Below are 21336 nucleotides of genomic sequence, written 5' to 3'. Positions count from 1 at the left end.
TGGATTACGTCTGAATCATGCTGAATCAGCGTTCGAGGGCGGCGATACGCGCCGTTGCTTCGCGCCATTCGCGTTCTAGCTGACTCATCAGTTCGGCCGCGCCGAGACCTTCGCGGCGCGCACGCCCCAAGGGCGCACCCTGGCCCGACCACAGAGAAAGATAGTCGCCGTTTTCCGCGCGGCTCGCGGTTTGCCGCAGTTCCTGCGTCAACGCATTTTGCACGGGATACGGCGCGATCTTCTGCGGTGTCTCGCTCAAACGCTGCATCAACGGATTGCGTATGCCGCGCGCATTGCGGCCGGTGATCGCGCGCGTGACCGAGGTCGATGTGTCGGACATGGACCGCACGCGGGTTTTCCATGCCTGCGGTATCGCACTTTCATGACAGGTGAGAAACGCGGTGCCCATTACCGCGGCTTGTGCGCCGAGCGCGAGGGCGGCGACGATGCCGCGTCCATCCATAATGCCGCCGGCGGCGAGCACCGGCAGGTCGGTTGCGTCGACGAGTTGCGGCACGAGCGCCATCGTGCCGACCAACGCGTCTTCGAATGCACCGATAAACGTGCCGCGATGCGCGCCCGCTTCCGCGCCTTGCGCGGCAATCGCATCAGCGCCCACGTCGCGCCAGGCCAGCGCTTCGGCGACATGCGTCGCGGTGCCTATTACATATAGACCGTTGGCATGCAGCCGGGCGACGTCGGCGGCAGAGAGCAGTCCGAACGTGAAACTCGCCAGCGGCACGCGCAATTCGATCAGCATCTCCAGTTGTGCACGGAAGTCCGGCGCGTAGCGTGCGAGCGGCGCACCCGGCGGCAAACCGAGTTCTTTACGCAGCGGGTCGATCGCTTCGAGCGCGGTACGCACAGTTGCATCGTCCGGCGTGGCCGGATCGAGCACGAACAGATTCACGCCGAACGGACGATCCGTCAGCGCGCGGATCGCCGCGACTTCGCTCGCGATCTTTTCGGGCGAGAGCGCCGCGCCCGCCAGAAAGCCGAGACCGCCCGCGTTCGACACCGCGGCGACCATGGCCGGCGTCGTCGCACCGCCCGCCATCGGCGCCTGCACGACGGGCACGCGCAACCCGAAACGTTCTGCAAACGGCGTCACAAAATTGACTTCACTCATGATGGATTCCTTTTCCGGCGATGCGCTCGCCACACGGGCGAGCCGATACGCTCGACTGTACCGAGGCGATCCGCGCCGGAGAAATGAATTATCGAGAACGTTTCAATCGCCTTACGAGATTTCCGCCGCACAGGCCCGCTCTGCAGCGCGTTTCTTTTGATGGCAAACTGACCGCCCCCGCTTCAGGTATTCAGGCCTCTGGCATTTATTCAGACCGACCTCGCACAGCCGCGCGAGTCAATGGAGAGCAACATGAGCACCACTTCCCGATGGATCGACATTCCCGCCGGTAACGACAGTTTTGGCGGCTACCTGGCGCTGCCCAAAGGCGGCAAGGGACCGGCCGTCATCATCATTCAGGAAATCTTCGGCGTGAACAGCCATATCCGTTCGGTAGCGGATCAGTATGCGCAAGACGGCTACGTCGCGCTCGCGCCGGACGTGTTCTGGCGCGTGCAACCGCGCGTGGAATTGACGTATGAAGGCGCTGATCGCGAGAAGGGCATCGAGTTGATGCAAAAGACTAATGTCGATCAGGCCGTGGCCGATATCGGCGCGGCGGCCGCCGCGTTGCGCGCCATGCCGGAAGTGACCGGCAAGGTCGCGGCGATCGGCTATTGCTTCGGCGGCCGGCTCGCGTATCTGGCCGCGGCGCAAGGCACGCTCGACGCAGCGGTCGCCTACTACGGCGGCGGCATCCAGAATCAGCTGGAAGAAGCGGCGAAGATCAAGGTGCCGATGCAATTCCACTACGGCGAACTCGACGCGCATATCCCACTCTCTGCTGTCGGTCAGATCCAGGAGCGCTTCGCCGGCCGCACGGACGCCGAATTCAACATCTATCCGAATGCCGATCACGGCTTCAACTGCTCGGACCGCGCCTCGTACAACCAGCGCGCCGCCGCGCTGGCGCATGGCCGCACGCTGACCTTCCTCGGCGAGCGTCTGTAACTCGCACTTCCCGTTGCCGCGCCCGTTTGTGCCGCTCGTCGCGCGGCCCATCCGCGCGCGGCAATTGCGCCTTTTTGCCGGTGCTTTTTATCTGCGTCAGTAACTCACGCGCGTAACTCAGTTACTCTCTCAAAGACGGCTTGTCATCGGCATGCCGTCTTCTTCCATGTCCAGCGATCAATCCGGGCGACGTGATCTCCTGCAAAATGGCGTATCGCGAGCATGGACCAGCCGCCGGCCCGACATTCGATAGCGAGGGCTCATCCGTCGTGCATTCAGACTATCTCGCCCATGACGCCACCGGCCTCGCCGAACTGATACGCAAGCGCGAGGCGAGCGCGCGCGAGTTGCTCGACGTTGCGATCTCGCGCACTGAAGCCGTCAATCCCGCGATCAATGCGATTGTCCTGAAGGACTACGATGCAGCGCGTCAGCGTGCGTCCCGCGACGATGCAAACCGGGCGAACGGCGCAAACAGCGCGGACAGCGTCAGCGCGCAATTAGCGCTGGCCGGCGTGCCCTATCTGATCAAGGATCTCGGCGCGCCGGTCGCCGGTCTGCGCATGGCGATGGGCAGCCGCCACTATCGCCATTTCATTCCTGCGCAAGACGCGCCCGTGGTCGCGCTCGCGAAAGCCGCCGGCCTCAATATCTTCGCCAAGACCAGCACGTCCGAGCTCGGCCAGATGCCTTATACGGAGCCCGAACTGTTCGGCGCGTGCCGCAACCCATGGAATCTCGACCATACGCCGGGCGGCTCCAGCGGTGGCGCGGCGGCTGCGGTTGCCGCCGGCATCGTGCCGCTCGCGCATGCTTCGGACGGCGGTGGCTCGATCCGCATTCCGGCGTCATGCTGCGGACTTTTCGGCCTCAAACCTTCTCGCGGACGCGTACCGCGCGCAACTGCGGCGGCGGCGGCCGGCGACCTCGGCGTCGATCATGCGGTGTCGCGCAGCGTGCGCGACAGTGCGTTGCTGCTCGATCTGATTGCGGGCAATGCCGACAGACCGCTCGGTGCGCCGGGCACGTTCCTGAGCGCGAGCCGCGAGCCGTGCAAGCCGCTGAACATTGCCTACGTCACGGACCCGATGCTGGCGCCCACCCTTTCCGCCGACGCGCGCGCCTCACTCGAAGACGCCGCGCAACTCGCCAGTTCGCTCGGCCATAACATCGAACCGGTGTCGCTCGGCATCGACTTCGCGGCGGTTCGGCATGCATTCCTCACGCTCTGGTCCGTGACCGCGGAAGATCTCGTGCTGAATGCCGAGCGGATCAGCGGCCGCAAACCGCTCCGCACCGAATTCGAAATTTCGACGTGGGCGATGGCGCACGTGGGCCGCAAACTCGGCGAACGCGGCCTGCCCGCCGCGCTCGAAGAACAGCGGCGCATCACCGAGCGGCTCGCCGACCTGATGAATCGCTATGACGTGATTCTGTGCGCCACGCTGGCCTCGTCGCCGATCAAAATCGGCGAGATGCAGCCCACCGCTGCCGAACGCATGCAAATGCGCGCCGTCACCGCCATGCCGCTCGAAGCGCTAATGAAGAAGGTGCTAACGGAAGCATCGAACAAGGCATTCACCTGGGCGGGTTGCACGGAACTGTTCAATCTGAGTGGCCAGCCGGCGATGTCCGTACCGCTTTACTGGAATGCACGCGGGCTGCCCGTCGGTGTGCAATTCGCCGCGCGCGAGGGCGGCGAGGCTACGCTGCTGCGCCTGGCCGCACAACTGGAAATCGCGCGGCCTTGGTTCGACAGGCGGCCGCCTTTGATGCCCGCACGCAGTTGAACAAAGACGCGCCGCCGGCGGAGAAGCTGTCGGCGCGAAGTGTCGTTGAGGTTAGGCAGCAGGGGCCGATGCAGACCCAATCCGGGCCGCAGGTCAGGCCGGTTTGCGCTGCGCGTCGAGATCGGCGTGACGCTTGCCCGGAATGCAGGCGAGCGCGACGATCGAGAGCGCCAGTCCGCCCATCACGTAGTAAATCGGTGCGAGCGGCGAGCCGGTGGTGTTGATAAGCCACGTCACGATGAACGGCCCAAAGCCGCCGAACACCATCACCGCGATGTTGTAGGCGAGCGATAAGCCGGTCGAGCGCACGTTCGCCGGAAACAGCTCCGCGATCAGCGCGCCGAACGGCCCGTAGTAGCCGGACAGCGTAATCGACAGCAGCGCCTGCACGAGAATCAGTTTCGATACGCTCGGCTCCGCCGCAAGCCATGCGAACAGCGGATAAATGATCACAAGCGTGATCACCAGCGACCACAGCGACAGGCCCTTGCGCCCAATGCGGTCCGACCACGCGCCGGTCAGCGGCGAGAGCACCGTCAACAGCAGATTGCCGACGATCACCGCGGAAAAAGACTGTGCGTAGGGCAGTTTCAGTTGATTGACCGCGAAGGTGGGCAGATAGCTGATCAACACGTAGATCGTCACCGTGAGTGCGATCACGGAGCCGAGTCCGCAGAGCACGTCGCGGCTGTGGCTTCTGAAGACTTCGCCGAGCGTTGCGCGCCGCGCGGTTTTTTGCGCGAGCAGAAACGCTTCCGAATCGGCGAGGTTTCGGCGGATATAAAAACCGATCGGCCCGATGATCAAACCCAGGATGAACGGCACGCGCCAGCCCCAGGATTTCAACGCCTCGGGCGACAGGCCGCGCGTGATCAGAGCGCCTACCAGCGCGCCAAGCAGCAGCGCCGCCGCCTGACTTGCCATTTGCCAGCTGCCGTAAAAGCCGCGCTTCGAGAACGGTGCCGCTTCGATCAGCAACGCCGTCGAACTGCCGAATTCACCGCCGGCGGAGAAGCCTTGCAACATGCGTCCGGCTACGATCATCAATGGTGCGCCGATGCCGATTGCCGAATACGGTGGCGCGATCGCGAGCAGCAGAATGCCGAGCGTCATCAGCGCGATGACGAGCGATAACGCCGCTTTGCGTCCCGCGCGATCCGCGTAGAGTCCAAGCACGATGCCGCCGATTGGCCGCATGACGAACGCGACGCCGAACGTCGCGGTGGTGAGCAGCAACGACGCGTAATCGTTGCCGTCCGGGAAGAACAATGGGGCGATCACCACCGTCAGAAAACCGAACACGGTGAAGTCGTACCACTCGAGCGCATTGCCGATCACAGCCGCGACGACGGCCCGCGTATGAAGACTCCTTGACGCTGGTGTCATTCGAATCTCCAGCCTGCGAAAAGTATCCCGTAGTGCGTCGTTTCAGTGCAATGGCATGACAGTGCGAGCAAGAAAGGGGCCGCGAGCCGCTGAGGTCGCATTGGAGTGTAAAGAGCGTGCAAGCCGTTTTCAAGCAGCAAAAAGGCGTCTGCCGCGCAGGACGGCAGACGCCTGTGTGATTCGACCGTAGTGGCGCGCCGCCATGTTGCGGCGCGTTTTGCGCGACACCTTTTGTGTGCGCGGCTGACGGGCAATCAGGCCTTCTTGTTATATGCGCTGCACCAACCTTTGCTCGCGACCTGCTTGCCGGCGAACATCGGGCACGGGCCGTACTCGTCGGTCGCCTTGGCCTGGTAGAAGCTGCAGTTGCCGCAATCCTGGCCGGGTGCGTACTTGGCGAATTTCGCTTTGTCGACTTTACTCGCGTCTGCCTTGTAGCCGAGTGCTTGCGCAGTCGGATCGCTTTCGGAGACTTTCGGTGCATCGGCGAAAGCCTGCCGCGACAGCGCCAAGGTGGATGCCACACCAATGCTGGTGATCAAAAACGTACGACGGGAAGATTTCATGGGGACTCACTCCATTTATATTGAACTGATCGCCGTTCTGATGACAGCGGTCCCCAAGGATATCAATGAAGCCGCCGCGCGTGACGACTCAAATGATAGAGATAACCGAATTGGTACGACTGCGCGCCTGAATGTCGCGCGCGAAAGGAACGGCTCGCGCGCGAGTCGAGCGCCCGCCGTGAGCTTGCGGTTAGTTCGCAGCGGCGAACCCCGGCTGTGTGCGCACGGTTAGTCCGCAGCGAACTCGCAGGGATGCGCGACATGCGCGAACCCCGTGCGAATTACCCGCGTCCGCTCAACTCGCACACCCGCTGCGCGATGGCGAGCGAGGCCGTCAATCCCGGCGACTCGATGCCGAACAGATTGACCAGCCCACGCACGCCGTGCGCGGCCGGCCCCTGGATCACGAAGTCAGCAGCGGGTTCGCCGGGGCCCGAAAGCTTCGGACGAATCCCCGCATACGCGGGCTGCAATGCGTTGTCCGGAAGCGCGGGCCAATAGGCGCGAATCGCCGCGTAAAACGATTCCGCGCGACGCGGATCGACGTCGTAATTGATCGTATCCACCCATTCGACGTCGGGACCGAACCGCGCCTGGCCGCCCAGATCGATGGTCAGATGCACGCCAAGACCGGCCTCGTTCGGCATCGGGTAAATCAGGCGGCTGAATGGCGCGCGCCCGGAGATGCTGAAGTAGTTACCGCGCGCGAGATAGAGCGGCGGCACATGCCGCGCATCGAGTCCACGGATCTTGCGAGCCAGCGCATTCGCCTGCAAACCGGCACTGTTGATCACGCAGGCGGCGCTGATCGTGGCCGGCGCGTCGCCGCCTACTTTGATGATGAAGCGGCCATTGTTCGCTTCGATTGCCTGCACCGGCGCGTGAAATGCGCACACTGCGCCATCGCGTTCGGCGTCGCCTTGCAGGGCCAACATGAACTGATGACTGTCGACGATACCCGTTTGCGGCGAGAACACCGCTTCGACACATTCGAGCGCGGGTTCGAGCGCTTGCGCCTGGTCGCCGGTGATTCGCATCAGGTCGAGCACGCCGTTATCACGGCCTTTGGCCATGATGCTTTCGAGCTGAGGAATCTGATTGCGCGAAGTGGCGACCAGTAATTTGCCGCAGCGCGAATGCGGCACCTTGCGCTCGACGCAGTAGTCGTAAAGCATCTCGCGGCCGCGCACGCAAAGCGCGGCTTTGAGCGAGCCGCGCGGGTAGTAGATGCCCGCGTGAATCACCTCGCTATTGCGCGAGCTGGTGCCCACGCCGATCGCCTCCGCCGCTTCCAGCACGATCACCTCGCGCCCGCGCGCCGCCAGCGCGCGCGCCACCGCAAGACCGACCACGCCTGCGCCGATCACTACACATTCGATTTGGTCCATGTCCCTTGACGCGGCCAACTTCGCCGCGCGCTGCCTCGCTCGCCCGATCAAGATGAAGACAGGATGCGGCGGACGCGTGCGCAACACCGCGCGCTGTCGAACGCTCCTGTCCATTCGCAACCGCTACGCCAGAGTGTACGACGCCGCACAGACAGAAATGCCCGCAGTCGGCAACCACTGCGGGCACTCGGTCTTGCGCAGATCCCACACGTAACGGCCGGACTAAATCAGTGTACGCCGTCGAAGGTGACAACGCTCGCTTGTTGCCAGGTCATTCGCAGCAATAATTGCCACGGCATTCACTCCATTTTTGGTACGGACTTCCGTTTTGACTGGAAAAAAACCCTGAAGAGGCGGGTTTCCACAAGAAATCGGCAAAAACACTCAAAAACCAATCGGTTTTCGTCGATTTCCGTAGTCCAGGCGAATGTCGCCCGCCTCGATCCGGTCGCGCCCGTCAATGCGCGCCGCGCCGAAGCCGTTGAGAATCGCCCGGCGCATTTCACGCGGCGACGCGCGCATCAGCGCATCGAGCGCGGCGTCGCCGAGCACGTCGGGAAAGCGCAGGCCCCAGTTGTGCGCCGAGCGGATCTCGTCGTAGATCGCCTGGGCGATGCGGCGCGCACCGTCATGATCCGGCGGAGGGATTTCATACACGTTCATCCGGTTCAGGATCGGCTCGGGAATCGAGCGCTCGTCGTTCGCCGTCGCAATCCAGATCACATGCCCGGCATTGATCGGAATCTCGGCGAATTCGTCGATGAAGGTCTGCGCCGTATCGTGCTCGAGCAGCGCATACAACGCGCCGAGTGGATCGTATTGCGAATCGCCGGTCGCCTTGTCGATTTCGTCAACGGCGATCACGGGGTTCGCGTAGCTGCCGTTCACGAGCGCATCGAACACCTTACCCGGCTTCGCGTTCTTCCATTGCGAAGACGCGCCCGACAGAATCCAGCCCGCCGTCAACGAACTCATCGCCACATATTGATACGCGGTGCCGAGCAGGCGCGCCAACTGCTTCGCGAAGTGAGTCTTGCCGATGCCGGGATCGCCGAGCAGCAGAATCGGCATCAGTTCGAGGCGGTCTTCGGTCTCCAGACACAAGGCGACCTGTTTGCGGATGTCGTCGAGTGGTGCTGAAAAGTTGGGCAGCGCGTCGATCAGATCGTCGATCGACGGCATGCGGTTCGGCTTCACGCAAAAACGCAGATTGCCGGTTTTCAGCATCTTTTCGTATGTCGCGCGCAATGCCTCGTTCGCGCCGTCACCGAGATCGTTCAGCGCGGTCTCGACCTGATCGAGGTCGTACACCCGACTGAAAGACGCCACGGCGATTTCCTGTTTGACCATTGCTGTTGTCATCGCTCACCCCGTCTGGCTGGTCCTGCTGCTGCGGCGCCTTGTATGGCGCCGTTTCAAGTCCAGTGTAGCGAGGACATATTCACGTGCAAGCCAGCAGTCGTGCCGCTCTGCTGCTAACAGCGGGTTGTTTTTGGCGATTCCCAACCCTATCTGAAATGGATTGTTGCTGAACCCGGCCCCGTTTGAAGTGTCAGAAAGGCGTTGCGCCCATCAGGCGTAAGATGGCCCTCTGACCATGCCGCCGGATCCGGTGACCGGAGACTTTTTCTATGTGGAAAACCAGTATCGTGGCTGTGTTGCTCGGCACTTCGTTGCTTGCTAATGCACAACAACCCGCACAACAAAAAAGCGCACAACAAAGCCCGCAACCGGGCACGCCACAGAGCGCACAGCAACGGCCGGCGCAGCAGGTCGTGCAATGGCAATTACAGGTCATGCGCGACGGCCAGCAGATCGACACGTTCGACGGCACCACCACCGTCGGCCAGGCGCGCACGGACACGCATCACAAGATGGTGCAACACAACGTCGGCTGTAAAGATCAGCCCGGCGGTAGTATCGATCTGGCGCGTACGTTGACCGTCTCGCCGCTGCAGGCAGATGCGAACGGCGTCACGTTGTCGATCGAAGCACAGGAAACGTTCGAGGAAAACGCCGCGCGACAAACGGACACCGGCTGCAAGCTGCCGCCGCAACCGCGCCAGGTGAGCGCGAGCCATCCCGGTCTGAAGGTGACGCCGGGGCAATGGGCCAGCTGGACGATCGTCGACAAGGATCCGAACCTGGTCTACCGCGTGCGTGCGAGTCTCGCGGACAGCACCAGCACGGCAAACTGATCAAACCGATGCAAAGCACACGTAAGACAACACGCAAGCAGCGCGCGACTAACCGACGCCCCCAAACAGAACACGTGGACAACGCGGCATGCGAAACCCCGAAGAATTGATCCGCGAGAGCGTAGCGCCCAAGGATTTCATTGCGGTGAGCTGGAACCTGCACAAAGGCCGCACGCCGCTCGGCTTCCAGGCCTGGCAGGCCATGCAGCGCTGGGTGCAATCCACCCACGCGGACGCGTATTTTTTACAGGAAGCGATGGCGCGGCGCATGCCGTCGCCGGTGCTGGCGAGCAGTTTCGGCGAACCGCTCGCCGATCCGTTGAGCGATGTCTGGCATTGCCAGGCCACTGAAATCGCGCGCGCGCTGGAACTCGAAATCGCACTCGGACCGAACGTCTTCAAACCGTCGTGGCGGCATGGCAATGCGATCCTGTCGCCGCACCCGCTCGATCTCGGCGGACGCTGGGACATCTCCGCGCATCGCTTCGAAAAGCGCGGACTGCTGGTGGCGCGCGCCACCTTCGGCGGTCACTCGGTCACGCTGTTGTGCGCGCATCTTGCGCTGACGCGCTCGGCCCGCTTGCGTCAGATGAACTGGATCGCTCACTGGATCGCGAAAGAAGCACCGGAAGGTCCGCTCGTGCTGGCCGGCGACTTCAACGACTGGCGCAACGATTCGGTGCCGCTCTTCGGCGAACATGGTTTGCAGGAAGTGGCCACGCTGCTCGGCGAGTCGGGCCGCACCTTTCCCGCTTTCTCGCCCGCGCTTGCGCTCGACAAGATGTTCGTGCGCGGCATGAAGCCGGTCGAATGGATCCAGCCGACGCAGGAAACCGCGTGGCTCTCCGATCACCTGCCGTATATGGCGCGCTTGCGGATCGATTGAGCGCCGGCGCCGCACGCTAGTCTTTGTGCGGCGTCCATTGCAGCGTCGCGGCGATCTCCTCGCCCGGCTGCAACACGCAGCCGCCCACCTGCTCACGCATGCCGACCGTGTTGAAGCAATCGGTGGTGTTCGTCACCGGCTCCACACACAGTTGCGTGTCGTCGGCCGGCGCGAACACCACCATGTGATCGAACGGCGCGTCGGCGATCATCGTCAATCGACGGCGTTCGTCGGGCCATGCAATGGTCGCCTCGCGTGACCAGTTCGCAAAGTTGTTGTCGAGGTCGAAGGCGTCGGCGGACATGCCTTCGCGCAACGCGTCCACCGCCGGATGCGGACCAAGATGCGTCGGCAGCACCTCGGCGTCGGCGTGCCACATGGCCTCCACTTTGGCGTAAACGCGGGTTTGCGCGGTGCGCGGATAGTACGGGTGATGCCCCATGCCGAACGGCATCGGCCGGTCGGCGAGGTTTTGCGCGGACAACGTGATGCGCAGCGCACCATCGCTCAACTCGATACGCTGCTGCGCGCGGTAACGGAACGGCCAGTCGCCGGGTATGCGCGAATCCGGTTCGTGTTCAAAGTGCAGCTGCACCGAACTTTCCGTCCGCGCGCCCACTTGCCATGCGCGCCGCCACGCATTGCCGTGCAGCGCGTGGGCGAAACGCGTGTCGTTGCCGGCGAGGTCGATCGTGCCGCCGTCGAATTCGAAACGCGCGTTGCGAATCCGGTTGCAGTAGGGAAAGAGCGGAAAGCTCGCCATGCGCAGCGGATCGCGTTCAGCGAAGGCTACGGGCGCGGCAGGCCGCAACCAGTGCAGCGGGCCGTCGGGCGTCGTTTCGTAGAACGCCGCCAGCGCGCCGCCCACGTCGGGGGCGATCACGGCGCGCAATGCGCCAGCCGATAGCGTGACGACCGTGGCGACGACTGCGGGATCGTCGAGCCACATGAGTCCAGTCACGCGTGGCGGGATCGAATTCAAGGAAACATCGTGCATGGTCAGAAAAGACGGGAGCTCGGGCGGATGGCGGCATGAACGCGCATCGGTGTCTCCCTCGGTGTCTCCAATTGCGAGCCGCGCACAGCGCGCGGCCGGCGGACCCGTCCAGGTCCGCGCGACCGAGAATCGCACGCCAAAGCAAACCCGTCAATATTATTAGTAATAAATTGGACCAATCCATCTTGTGCAAGCGGCGATCGTGGTCTCCCAAATGACGGGTTAGCGCGCGTTGCCGCGTGCATATTATTAGTGGTACCGTCAGCACCACGATGCCCATGGCATGCCCCAGCTTTAGCGCCGCGGTAGTGCGGCCCGCACAATGAAAAAATCGACTCAACGCCGTCCGACCATGACCGACATCGCCAAGCTCACTGGCGTGTCGCAATCGACTGTCTCGCTCGTGCTGAACAACGCGACCGGCGCGAAGTTCTCCGAGGCCACCCGCAACAAGGTGCTGAAAGCCGCGCACGACCTCGGCTACCGGCTGTCGCTGCGCGAACCGGTCTCGGCTTCGAGCGACGAACGCAATCTGATCGTCTATCTCGCCGACGAGATTTCCACCAGTCCGCATCCGGTCGTCAACGTCGATGGCGCGCGCGACGCGGCCTACGCGAGCGGCAAGATGCTGGCGGTCTATTCGACGCACGGCAACGCCGACATCGAGAAGCAGGTGCTCGACGCCACGCTGTCGAATCCGCACGTGTTCGGCGTGATCTACGCGACCGTCTATACGCGCAAGGTGACGCCGCCGGCGGCGCTCTCGCAGGTGCCGACCGTGCTGCTGAATTGCTATACGGGAGAAGGCGGGTTTTCGTCGGTGGTGCCCGCCGAAGTCGCCGGCGGCCATCTGGCGACCGACTACCTGTTGCAGGCCGGACATCGGCGGATCGGCTATATCAACGGCGAACCCTGGCAGGATGCGTCGAAAGATCGCCTGAAAGGCTACCGCACCGCGCTCGCCACCGCCGACCTACCCTTCGCGCCGGAACTGGTACGCGACGGCGACTGGAGTTCGGGCCTTGGCTTCGAACTGACGCTCTCGCTGATGCGCGAATCCAATCCGCCAACCGCGATTTTCTGCGCCAACGACCTCACCGCGATCGGCGCCATCGAAGCCTTGAAACAACTCGGCCTGCGCGTGCCCGAAGACGTCTCCGTGCTCGGCTACGACGACCAGGAAATCGCCCGCCATACGCATCCGCCGCTCTCGACCGTAGTGCTGCCGAACTACGAACTGGGGCGCTGGGCGGTCGAAACCCTGCTGCAGGAAGAACACAATCGTGCAGCCGGTGCTCCGGTTCGGCATCGCATGGTCAAGCTCGACGGTCCACTCGTCGAACGCGGCTCGGTCAGGGTAATTACCGAGGAAAAAAAGCCAATAATTAATATTATTAGTGATTGACCGATAATAATTCCGGGTGAAATAATCGGCACGTCGAGTCAGGCGAACATCGCCGGCCGGCATGAGAAACACTAAAAGCAAATACACCTACCTCACCAGGTACTGGAGGAAGACATGGCGTCGCTCAACACGCAGTCGCGCGCTCACGCGCGCAAGCAGCAGATTCGTCCGCTGGCGGGTTCGCTGCTGGCTCTGGCAATCGGTTTCGGCGTCGCCACCGCGCACGCCGACGACGCGTTGCCCAAGCTGTCCAACAAGACTCCCCTGAAGGTCGGCTTCGCGCAGACCGAAAGCAACAATCCGTGGCGTCTCGCGGAAACCAAGAGCTTCAAGGAAGTCGCTGCGAAGTGCGGCTGGCAGTTGGTCATGACCGACGCCAATAGTTCGAACTCCAAGCAGGTGTCCGACATCCAGAACATGATCGCGCAGCACGTCGATCTGCTGGTGTTCCCGCCGCGCGAAGAAAAGCCGCTTGCACCGGTCGTGCTGCAAGCCAAAAAGGCCGGCATCCCGGTGATTCTGGTCGACCGCGACGTCGATCAATCCGTCGCCAAGGCGGGCCGCGACTACATCACGTTCATCGGGTCGGACTTCGTCGATCAGGGGCATCGCGCCGCTGACTGGCTCGTCAAGGCGACGGGCGGCAAGGCGAAGATCATCGAACTCGAGGGCACCACCGGCGCATCCGCCGCGAACGATCGCAAGAAGGGCTTCGACGAAATCATCGCGAAGAATCCGGGCATGACGATCATCGCGTCGCAAAGCGGCGACTTCGCGCGCGACAAGGGTCGCCAGGTCATGGAAACGCTGTTGCAGGCGCATCCGGACGTGACCGCCGTCTACGCGCACAACGACGAAATGGCGCTCGGCGCGATCGCCGCGATCAAGGCCGCCGGCAAGCAGCCGGGCAAGGATATCCAGATCGTGACGATCGACGGCACCAAGGGCGGCATGGACGCGATCGCGGCCGGCGAACTCGGCGCCAGCGTGCAGTCGAGCCCGTTCTTCGGCCCGCTCGCCTGCGACGTCGCACAGCGTTACGCGAAGGGCGAAAAGATCCCGACGTGGGTCAAGGTGTCCGACAAGTTCTACGACAAGAGCAACGTGCAGCAGAACATGCAGTACGGCTATTGAGATCGAAGCCTTGCCGTACGCGCAGTTTTGAAGTTTGAGCGCTGCCGTAGCAGGGCGTCCGCACGCTCCGACAGCGCCCCGATGGAAGTCCCCCGCCCCGAAGCCGTTGCTCTGCGAGAAGTCGGGACCGAGGGACTGCCTCGCAGGACGTCACCGCCCCGAATCTGTCTCCTCGGGGGGCGGGCGACGGGAAGGGTTCGGAGCGACGCGCTCGTGGCAGCACGAGCCGTCGCTTCGCTTTTATGCGTCGTACCGTGGTTCGACGCCACGACCCGCATAAGAGCCCGAACGAAGGGCCGCACCGGCCCGCACGTGCACGGCATGGCGCGCACGCGGCAAATCAAGGCAGCACCCGCATCAGGAGGACACCCGTGACGGAATCCGGCAAAGAGACGCCACACTCCCCCCTTACCCGTTCGCCGCTGCTCGAGATGCAGGACATCGGCATCAGCTTCGGCGGCGTGCCCGCATTGCGCGGCGCCAACCTGAGCGTCGCCGCCGGCGAAGTGCATGCGCTGATCGGCCAGAACGGCGCGGGCAAATCGACCATGATCAAGATCCTGACAGGCGCCTATCGGCGCGGCTCGGGCAGCGTGCGCTTCGAAGGCCGCGAGGTCGATTTCCGCACGCCCAAAGAGGCGCGCGAAGCCGGCATCAGCACGATCTATCAGGAGATCAATCTGGTGCCGTTCCGCTCGGTGGCGGAGAACATTTTTCTCGGCCGAGAGCCGCGCCGTTTCGGCCTGATCGACTGGCGCGCGGTGCAGCAACGCGCCGCCGCGCTGCTCGAATCGTTCGGCCTGCAGATCGATGTGAAGAAACCGGTCGGCCGCTATTCGACCGCGATCCAGCAGATGGTGGCGCTCGCACGCGCGGTGTCGTCGGACGCGAAGATGGTCATCATGGATGAGTCCACCTCGTCGCTCGACGAACGCGAAGTGGAGTTGCTGTTCACGGTGGTGCGCAAGCTGCGTGACGACGGCCGCGCGGTGATTTTCGTGTCGCACCGGCTCGACGAACTGTACGCGCTGTGCGACCGCGTCACCGTCATGCGCGACGGCCAGACTGTCGCGCAAAGCACGATGGCCGAGATGGACAAACTGCAACTCGTCACGACGATGCTCGGCCGCACGCTCGCCGCCGTCGTGCAGGACGACACCGCGGCACGCGAAGCGAACCTCGCGCGGCGCGGCAAGCAGATGATCGCGGCAACGCAGTTGAGCGCGCATCCGAAGGTGAGCGACGTCTCGCTCGAAGTTCACGCCGGCGAGGCAGTGGGTCTCGCGGGACTGCTCGGCTCGGGCCGCACGGAAACCATGCGGCTGATGTTCGGCGCCGATCCGCTGGAGCAAGGGTCGCTCGCGATCGGCGGTGAAAGCGTGGCGCTGAAATCTCCGCAGGACGCAATCTCGCGTGGCCTCGCCTATCTCACCGAAGACCGCAAGGCCGAAGGCATCGTCCCCGAACTCTCCGTGCGCGACAACCTCACGCTCGTCTGTCTGCGCACGCTGGCGAAAAACGGCGTGGTCGACGTGAAGAAACAGCAGGCGATCGTCGATCGCTTCATCGCGTCGCTCGGTATCAAGCTGCGTTCGCCGGATCAGCCGATACGCGAACTGTCCGGCGGCAATCAGCAGAAGGTGCTACTGGCGCGCTGGCTGGCCGCCGAGCCGTCGCTGTTGCTGCTCGACGAACCGACGCGCGGTATCGACGTGGGCGCCAAAGCGGACGTGGCGAAGATCGTGCGCGAATTGCGCGACGCGGGTCTCGCCGTGCTGCTGTCCGCCTCCGAGCTCGAAGAGCTGACCGCCGTGGCCGATCGCGCGGTGGTGATTCGCGACGGCCGCACGGTCGCCGAACTGAACGGCGCCGACATGAGCGAGACCGCGATCATGGACGCCATTGCCTACGGCAGCGACGGCCATTCGCAACTGGCCGAAGCCGCGCAAACGGCAAACGCCGCACATATCGAAGACGCGTTGGAGGGCGACCGTCATGGCGCTTAAGTTGCACACCGAAACGTTGCATACCGAGCCGCGGCTCGGCGAAACCGCCCAGCAGATGACGGCCGCGCCGCGCGCCACACCGGCCACCACCGTGCGTAAATGGCGCCACCTCGCCATACAGCGCGAAGTCATCGTCCTGCTCGCGATGGTGCTGTTCAACCTGTTCTTCACGCCGCACTTCTGGTCGCTGCAAACCTTCAACGTCAACATGACGCAGGTGGTGACGATCGTGATCGTCGGCATCGGCATGACGCTGGTGGTGGCGACTGGCGGCATCGATCTGTCGGTCGGCGCGTCGATGGCGATCTCCGGCGCGCTCGCGCCAATGCTGTTCCTGAACATTGCCGGCCCCGCTGGCATTGCGCTCGCGTTCGTGCTGCCGGTGCTGGCCGCCGCGTTGTGCGGCGTCTTCAATGGCTTCCTCGTGACGCGGTTATCCGTCCAGCCGATTGTCGCGACGCTGGTGCTGTTCATCGCCGGACGCGGCATCGCGCAGGTCGTCACCGACGGCAGCCTGCAGGCGTTCAGCACGCCCGCCTTTCAGTGGATCGCGCTCGGCAAGGTCGCGGGCGTGCCGTTCCAGGTGCTGCTGATGCTGGCGCTGGTCGCCGTGTTCGTGTGGGTCGTGCGCAAGACGCTGTTCGGCCAGTATCTGCTGATTACCGGCGGCAACGAAAAGGCCGCTTATCTGTGCGGCGTGCCGACCGCGACCGTGAAGCTGATCGCCTACACGCTGTGCGCGGCGCTCGCGGGGCTGGCGGGGCTGATCTCGATCTCCGTGAATTCGTCCTCCGATGCCAACGTGGTCGGACTCGGCGTCGAGCTCGACGCGATCGCGGCGGTGGCCGTCGGCGGCACGGCGTTGACTGGCGGCAAGGCCTATATCGGCGGCACGCTGATCGGCGCGCTGATCATCCAGTTGCTGCGCTATACGCTGCTCGCGCACGGCATTCCCGACGCGGCGGCGCTGGTGGTCAAGGCCGGCATTATCGTCGCCGCCGTTTATGTGCAGCGGCGCTCGCGCTAACGCGGCAGAGACATTCCCGGACTCGATACGATGAAAAAGAATCTTCCTATCCTGCTCGCGCTGGCCGCCCTCGTGATCTTCGGCCTCGTGCGCTACGAGCATTTCGGCTCGGCGTACAACATCACGTCGTTCTGGCGCTACAACTCGATGTTCGCGCTGATCTCGGTGGGCATGGCGTTCGTGATCATCACCGGCGGCATTGATCTGTCGGTGGGGACGGTGGCCGCGCTGGCAAGCGTCGTTGCCGCGCTGACCAGCGTGTACGGCGGCTGGGTCGCCGTGCTGGCGGGCTGCGCCGCGGGACTCACGGTCGGCGTGCTGAACGGACTGATCATCACGCGCCTGAAAATCCTGCCGTTCATCGTCACGCTCGCGACGAGCCTCGGTGCGCACGGCGTCGCTCTGCTGCTCGGCAAGAACGATGCGGTGTCGATTTCCGCCGACTCGAACTTCGGCAACTTCGGTCAGGGCGATCTGTTCGGGCTGCCGATTCCGGGCATCGTCGCCGTGGTGGCCGCGCTGGCCGGCTGGCTCGCGCTGCGCAGCACGCGCTTCGGGCGGCATTCGCTGGCGATCGGCGGCAGCGAGGAAGCCGCGCGGCTCATGGGCCTGAACGTCGACCGCACGCTGGTGATGGCCTATGCGGTGAGCGGCCTGCTCGCCGGCATGGCGGGCGTGATCCTCGCCGCCCAATTCGGCGCGGGACAACCCAACGAAGGCGTCGGCTGGGAGCTGTTCGCGATCTCGGCGGTCGTGCTCGGCGGCACGTTGCTCACGGGCGGCGAAGGCTCGATTGCGATGACGATTGCCGGCGTATTGCTGCTCGGCCTGGTGTTCAACCTGCTGAACTTCGAAAACGGGCTGGGATTCATCAGCTTGTCCGCGTACTGGCAGTCCGTGATTCGGGGCGTGTTCCTCCTGCTCGTGATCGTGTTGCAGGCTCGTGTGCTGAAGCAACGCGGGAAAAAACGGGTCGCGGCGCCGGCGTGAGCGGCGCATTCACGCGGTCGCGCTGATCGATACGGAGCGAAGGGCGGCGTTTCAGGTTTGCTGCCGCTCGCGCCTACTTTGAGCGTTTCGAAGTAATCAAATCGGCACATGCAGAAAGCCTTATTCCAATTTGGATTCAGACGTATCTATCGACGATTTACCCCTCTTTGTGTACCAACCCTGACAAGGTCGGCGCGGATCGGATGAAAACACCGCCGCGCGCACACCGTACGTCTCGCCGCCAGCCATCCGCGCACCGTTCGCCCCGCTCTTGCCAGTTTTATCAGCAGGGTCAATGCTGCAGCGCATGGCGGGTTTCGGTATCATCCTGAAAATGTTGCCCGCGCGGCGCGCCTATCCGGCGCATGCCGGACAGCCGATGGCGCCGCCATGCGCGGTTTTTTCGCCCATCGCCGTACCTTGCCGAAGCGCGGCCGCAGCCCTGCCAACGTACTTCGCGGCGCCCGGTTTTACCGACAACCGGCGCCGACGCTTCCGGGTCCGGTCATCCGCTTGACCACGCTCAACCGCCGCGCCGCAGCCTTCCGGCAGCGGGCGCGGTAAAATAGCGGATTGCGCGTGATTCCCATATGGGTTAGCGCAGCATCGCCCTTGCCGTGCCGGCCGGCTCAAAACGACTGGCCGCCTTTGTTTTCGCACTATCCAAGAAGCCATGAGCAACCTGAATCCACAAACCGTCCTGAGCGTCCATCACTGGACCGATACGCTTTTCAGCTTCACCTGCACGCGCGATCCGTCGTTCCGTTTCGAAAACGGTCAGTTCACGATGGTGGGCCTCGAAGTCGACGGCAAGCCGCTGATCCGCGCCTACAGCCTTGCGAGTGCGAACTACGAAGAGCACCTCGAATTCCTGAGCATCAAGGTGCAGGACGGCCCGCTTACGTCCCGTTTGCAGCATCTGAAGGTCGGTGACGAGGTTCTGATCGGCAAGAAGCCGGTCGGCACGCTGGTGGCCGACAACCTGCTGCCGGGCAAGACGCTGTGGCTGCTGTCCACCGGCACGGGCCTCGCGCCGTTCATGTCGATCATCAAGGATCCGGACATTTACGACCGCTACGAGCGCGTGGTGCTCACCCACACCTGCCGTTTCGTCGACGAACTGGCGTACAAGGAATACATCACGGACCACCTGCCAGCGCACGAGCACCTGGGCGAGCTGGTTCAGGAAAAGCTGCTGTACTACCCGACCGTCACGCGTGAAGCGTTCCAGAACCGCGGCCGGATCACCGAGCTGATCGAAACCGAAAAGCTGTTCGCCGACCTCGGCGTGCCGGGTTTCTCGCTCGAAAACGACCGGATCATGCTGTGCGGCAGCCCGCACATGCTGCGCGACACGCGCAAGCTGCTGGACGACCTGGGCTTCCAGGAAGGCAGCAACAACGCGCCGGGTCATTACGTGGTTGAAAAGGCCTTCGTCGGCTAAGTTACCTTCCACTGCGTTACGATTTTTGCGGCTCGCCCCGCAAAATCAGCGAAAAGGAGCCTTCGGGCTCCTTTTTTATTTTCACGTTACAAATCGGCGCCGACGATCTAACATTCGTTGTCAGTATTCTTCCTACAAAAGCAGTGTTGCGAATGATCAACCCATACTTGAAATCGGACCGCTAAGCCTTGCTGCAACTGCTTTTTTTCTTTTTATGAGATATCATCGCGGCGCATCATCAGTCGAATTGACGCGCCTGCCATGGCCTAAGCGCCATGTTACTGAATGTAAATTTCGTTACGTCATACTGTTAGCGATTCGCCCGTTGCGTCCTGAGCGCGACGTCTTGCACCTGGAGGCCTGAGACCCGTATGCGTTCTTTCGTCTTCGCGCCGCCGACGCGCACCCGCTCCGCCGTCCGCACGGCTTTCTGAGAACGAAGGTCATGGATACGTCGACTGTCGTCCCGTTCGCCGCCCATCTTCCTGCGTCACCGGAACGTGAAGGGTTCGACGCGTCCGCTACGCCGTCTACCTCGGTCGAACAGGAAATCGCACGGTTGCGCGCCCGGGTCAGAGAACTCTCGGCCGAACTCGTGCAGGCACAGGAAGCCGCTTGCCGCCACGTGGCGCGCGAGCTGCACGACGGCGTAGGCGCCGAACTGACGGCGACGCGTTTTGCGCTTGCCGGCGTCGAAACCTGGCTGCCCGCCGATGCACCGCCGCAATGTTCCGCCGCGCTCGCCGTGGCCAACCGCTCGCTCGACGCCGTGTGTGAAGCCAGCCGCCAGGCTGTCGCGGAACTGCATGCACCATCGCTCGAAGCGGGCATTGTCGGCGCGTTAGCTCACTGGACAGGCGATTTCGCCGCGCGCACGCAACTGCGCACGAGCTTCGTCTGCGCCGCCGACGTGCGCCTCACCCGCCTGCCCGCCGACGCCGCGCTGGCCGTATTCCGCGTCGCGCAGGAAGCACTGAACAACATTGCCAAGCACGCGCGCGCCGAATCCGCGGACGTGCGGATCGAAACCAGCCGCCGTCACCTCACGCTGATCGTCGTCGATGACGGCAGCGGCATCACGCATAACGCCCGCAGCCGCCGCGGCCATTTCGGCCTGAGCAGCATGCAGGCGCGTTGCGCGGCCTTCGACGGCACGCTGCGCGTAAGCGCACGCCGTGCCGCTACGGAGCGCGGCGACAGCGGCAACGGTATGCCGTCGCGCGGCACCCTCGTTCGGGCGCGTTTCACCTGGGACGCCATGCTGGCGGATGCGCCGCGCGCCCGGCGGCAGGCGCTGCAATCGTGAGTACGCCGTCATGAGCTTGCGCATTCTGCTCGTCGACGACCACGCCGTGGTGCGCCAGGGCGTCCGTCAGCTGCTGCTCGACCGCGGCGTGGCGCGCGACGTGACCGAAGCGCAAAGCGGCGCCGAAGCGCTCGACGCCGTCGCGCGATTCAGCTACGACGTGGTGCTGCTCGACATTTCGCTGCCCGACATGAACGGCGTCGAAGTGCTCAAGCGTATGAAGCGCAAAGCGCCGCGCGTGGCCGTGCTGATGTTCTCGATGTATCGCGAGGACCAATACGCCGTGCGCGCCCTGAAAGCAGGCGCCGCCGGCTACCTGTCGAAAACCGTCGACGCCGCGCAGATGATCGGCGCGATCCAGCAGGTCGCGGCAGGCCGCAAATACGTGAGCCCGGCGATGGCCGAGGCGCTCGCCGACTACGTGTCCTTCGACGGCGAACAGTTGCCGCACGAAAAGCTCTCCGACCGCGAATATCAGACGCTATGCATGCTCGCCTCGGGCAAGCGCCTGACGGATATCGCCGTGGCGCTCTCACTGTCGGTGAAAACGGTCAGCGTGTACCGCACCCGCCTGCTCGAGAAGATGAAGCTGCGCAATAACGCCGAATTGACCTTCTACGTGATGAGCAACCGGCTCATCGATCTGAATCCCGCTATGGCGGGCTGACGGCCTATTGCCGCCTGCATTGCTCAGTGCGCGCTGAATAGCTCGCACGCCCGCATGATGAGATTG

General features: G+C 63.6%; 18 protein-coding genes. 12 read left to right on the top strand and 6 right to left on the bottom strand.

Going from position 1 to position 21336, the window contains the following annotated elements; genetic code table 11:
- Positions 1–25: 25 nt before the first annotated feature.
- Positions 26–1129 (bottom strand): NAD(P)H-dependent flavin oxidoreductase, encoded by a 1104-nt coding sequence (locus tag P0D71_RS04830; protein ID WP_408479371.1) that lies wholly within the window; start codon positions 1127–1129, stop codon positions 26–28.
- A gap of 252 nt (positions 1130–1381) precedes the next feature.
- On the opposite strand from P0D71_RS04830, the gene P0D71_RS04825 reads away from it, so the two are divergent.
- Together P0D71_RS04825 and P0D71_RS04820 are read left to right on the top strand one after the other, a co-directional pair.
- A complete protein-coding gene (locus P0D71_RS04825) occupies positions 1382–2080 on the top strand; it encodes a dienelactone hydrolase family protein (RefSeq protein ID WP_408187046.1) in 699 nt (232 codons plus the stop codon).
- Positions 2081–2349: 269 nt separating this feature from the next.
- The gene (locus P0D71_RS04820) at positions 2350–3870 is read left to right on the top strand and encodes an amidase (protein WP_408479370.1); all 1521 of its coding nucleotides are present in this window, start codon (positions 2350–2352) and stop codon (positions 3868–3870) included.
- 93 nt (positions 3871–3963) lie between these two features.
- On the opposite strand, the gene P0D71_RS04815 is transcribed toward P0D71_RS04820, so the two are convergent.
- From P0D71_RS04815 to P0D71_RS04800, 4 genes are all read right to left on the bottom strand, one after another.
- Positions 3964–5256, bottom strand: coding sequence for an MFS transporter (locus tag P0D71_RS04815; protein WP_408187047.1), 1293 nt, complete (start codon positions 5254–5256; stop codon positions 3964–3966).
- 254 nt (positions 5257–5510) lie between these two features.
- Positions 5511–5822 carry a high-potential iron-sulfur protein gene (locus tag P0D71_RS04810; protein WP_091797150.1) on the bottom strand — a complete coding sequence of 104 codons (312 nt, stop codon included), beginning with the start codon at positions 5820–5822 and terminating at the stop codon, positions 5511–5513.
- Positions 5823–6103: 281 nt separating this feature from the next.
- Entirely contained in the window at positions 6104–7210 is a 1107-nt protein-coding gene (locus P0D71_RS04805) for an NAD(P)/FAD-dependent oxidoreductase (RefSeq protein ID WP_408343764.1), read from the bottom strand.
- A 384-nt stretch (positions 7211–7594) separates the two neighbouring features.
- The gene (locus tag P0D71_RS04800) at positions 7595–8572 is read right to left on the bottom strand and encodes an AAA family ATPase (protein ID WP_091797152.1); all 978 of its coding nucleotides are present in this window, start codon (positions 8570–8572) and stop codon (positions 7595–7597) included.
- A 269-nt stretch (positions 8573–8841) separates the two neighbouring features.
- On the opposite strand from P0D71_RS04800, the gene P0D71_RS04795 reads away from it, so the two are divergent.
- Positions 8842–9408 carry a hypothetical protein gene (locus P0D71_RS04795; protein ID WP_408187048.1) on the top strand — a complete coding sequence of 189 codons (567 nt, stop codon included), beginning with the start codon at positions 8842–8844 and terminating at the stop codon, positions 9406–9408.
- A gap of 88 nt (positions 9409–9496) precedes the next feature.
- Positions 9497–10294, top strand: a complete 798-nt coding sequence (locus tag P0D71_RS04790; protein ID WP_091797156.1) for an endonuclease/exonuclease/phosphatase family protein — start codon at positions 9497–9499, stop codon at positions 10292–10294.
- Positions 10295–10310: 16 nt separating this feature from the next.
- Here P0D71_RS04790 and P0D71_RS04785 read toward each other — a convergent pair whose 3' ends face one another.
- Complete coding sequence (locus tag P0D71_RS04785; protein WP_091797158.1) at positions 10311–11243, bottom strand: aldose 1-epimerase; 933 nt, start codon at positions 11241–11243, stop codon at positions 10311–10313.
- A gap of 400 nt (positions 11244–11643) precedes the next feature.
- On the opposite strand from P0D71_RS04785, the gene P0D71_RS04780 reads away from it, so the two are divergent.
- The 8 genes from P0D71_RS04780 (at position 11644) to rqpR (ending at position 21270) form a co-directional block, all read left to right on the top strand.
- A complete protein-coding gene (locus P0D71_RS04780) occupies positions 11644–12696 on the top strand; it encodes a LacI family DNA-binding transcriptional regulator (protein ID WP_408479451.1) in 1053 nt (350 codons plus the stop codon).
- Between the two features lie 114 nt (positions 12697–12810).
- Complete coding sequence (locus tag P0D71_RS04775) at positions 12811–13830, top strand: ABC transporter substrate-binding protein (RefSeq protein ID WP_408479369.1); 1020 nt, start codon at positions 12811–12813, stop codon at positions 13828–13830.
- Between the two features lie 431 nt (positions 13831–14261).
- Entirely contained in the window at positions 14262–15836 is a 1575-nt protein-coding gene (locus tag P0D71_RS04770; RefSeq protein WP_408298610.1) for a sugar ABC transporter ATP-binding protein, read from the top strand.
- 55 nt (positions 15837–15891) lie between these two features.
- Entirely contained in the window at positions 15892–16863 is a 972-nt protein-coding gene (locus P0D71_RS04765; protein ID WP_408187058.1) for an ABC transporter permease, read from the top strand.
- 30 nt (positions 16864–16893) lie between these two features.
- Positions 16894–17853, top strand: a complete 960-nt coding sequence (locus P0D71_RS04760) for an ABC transporter permease (RefSeq protein WP_408479368.1) — start codon at positions 16894–16896, stop codon at positions 17851–17853.
- Positions 17854–18526: 673 nt separating this feature from the next.
- Positions 18527–19297: a ferredoxin--NADP reductase gene (locus P0D71_RS04755; RefSeq protein ID WP_091797169.1), complete on the top strand. Its 771-nt coding sequence runs from the start codon at positions 18527–18529 to the stop codon at positions 19295–19297.
- A gap of 445 nt (positions 19298–19742) precedes the next feature.
- Positions 19743–20603 carry a sensor histidine kinase gene (locus P0D71_RS04750; protein WP_408479367.1) on the top strand — a complete coding sequence of 287 codons (861 nt, stop codon included), beginning with the start codon at positions 19743–19745 and terminating at the stop codon, positions 20601–20603.
- A gap of 10 nt (positions 20604–20613) precedes the next feature.
- Complete coding sequence (gene rqpR / locus P0D71_RS04745; protein WP_091800886.1) at positions 20614–21270, top strand: response regulator transcription factor RqpR; 657 nt, start codon at positions 20614–20616, stop codon at positions 21268–21270.
- Positions 21271–21336: the final 66 nt, after the last annotated feature.

The organism is Paraburkholderia sp. RL17-383-BIF-A, from assembly GCF_046028015.1.
GTDB lineage: Bacteria > Pseudomonadota > Gammaproteobacteria > Burkholderiales > Burkholderiaceae > Paraburkholderia.
This window is presented reverse-complemented; position numbering and strand designations above follow the sequence as displayed.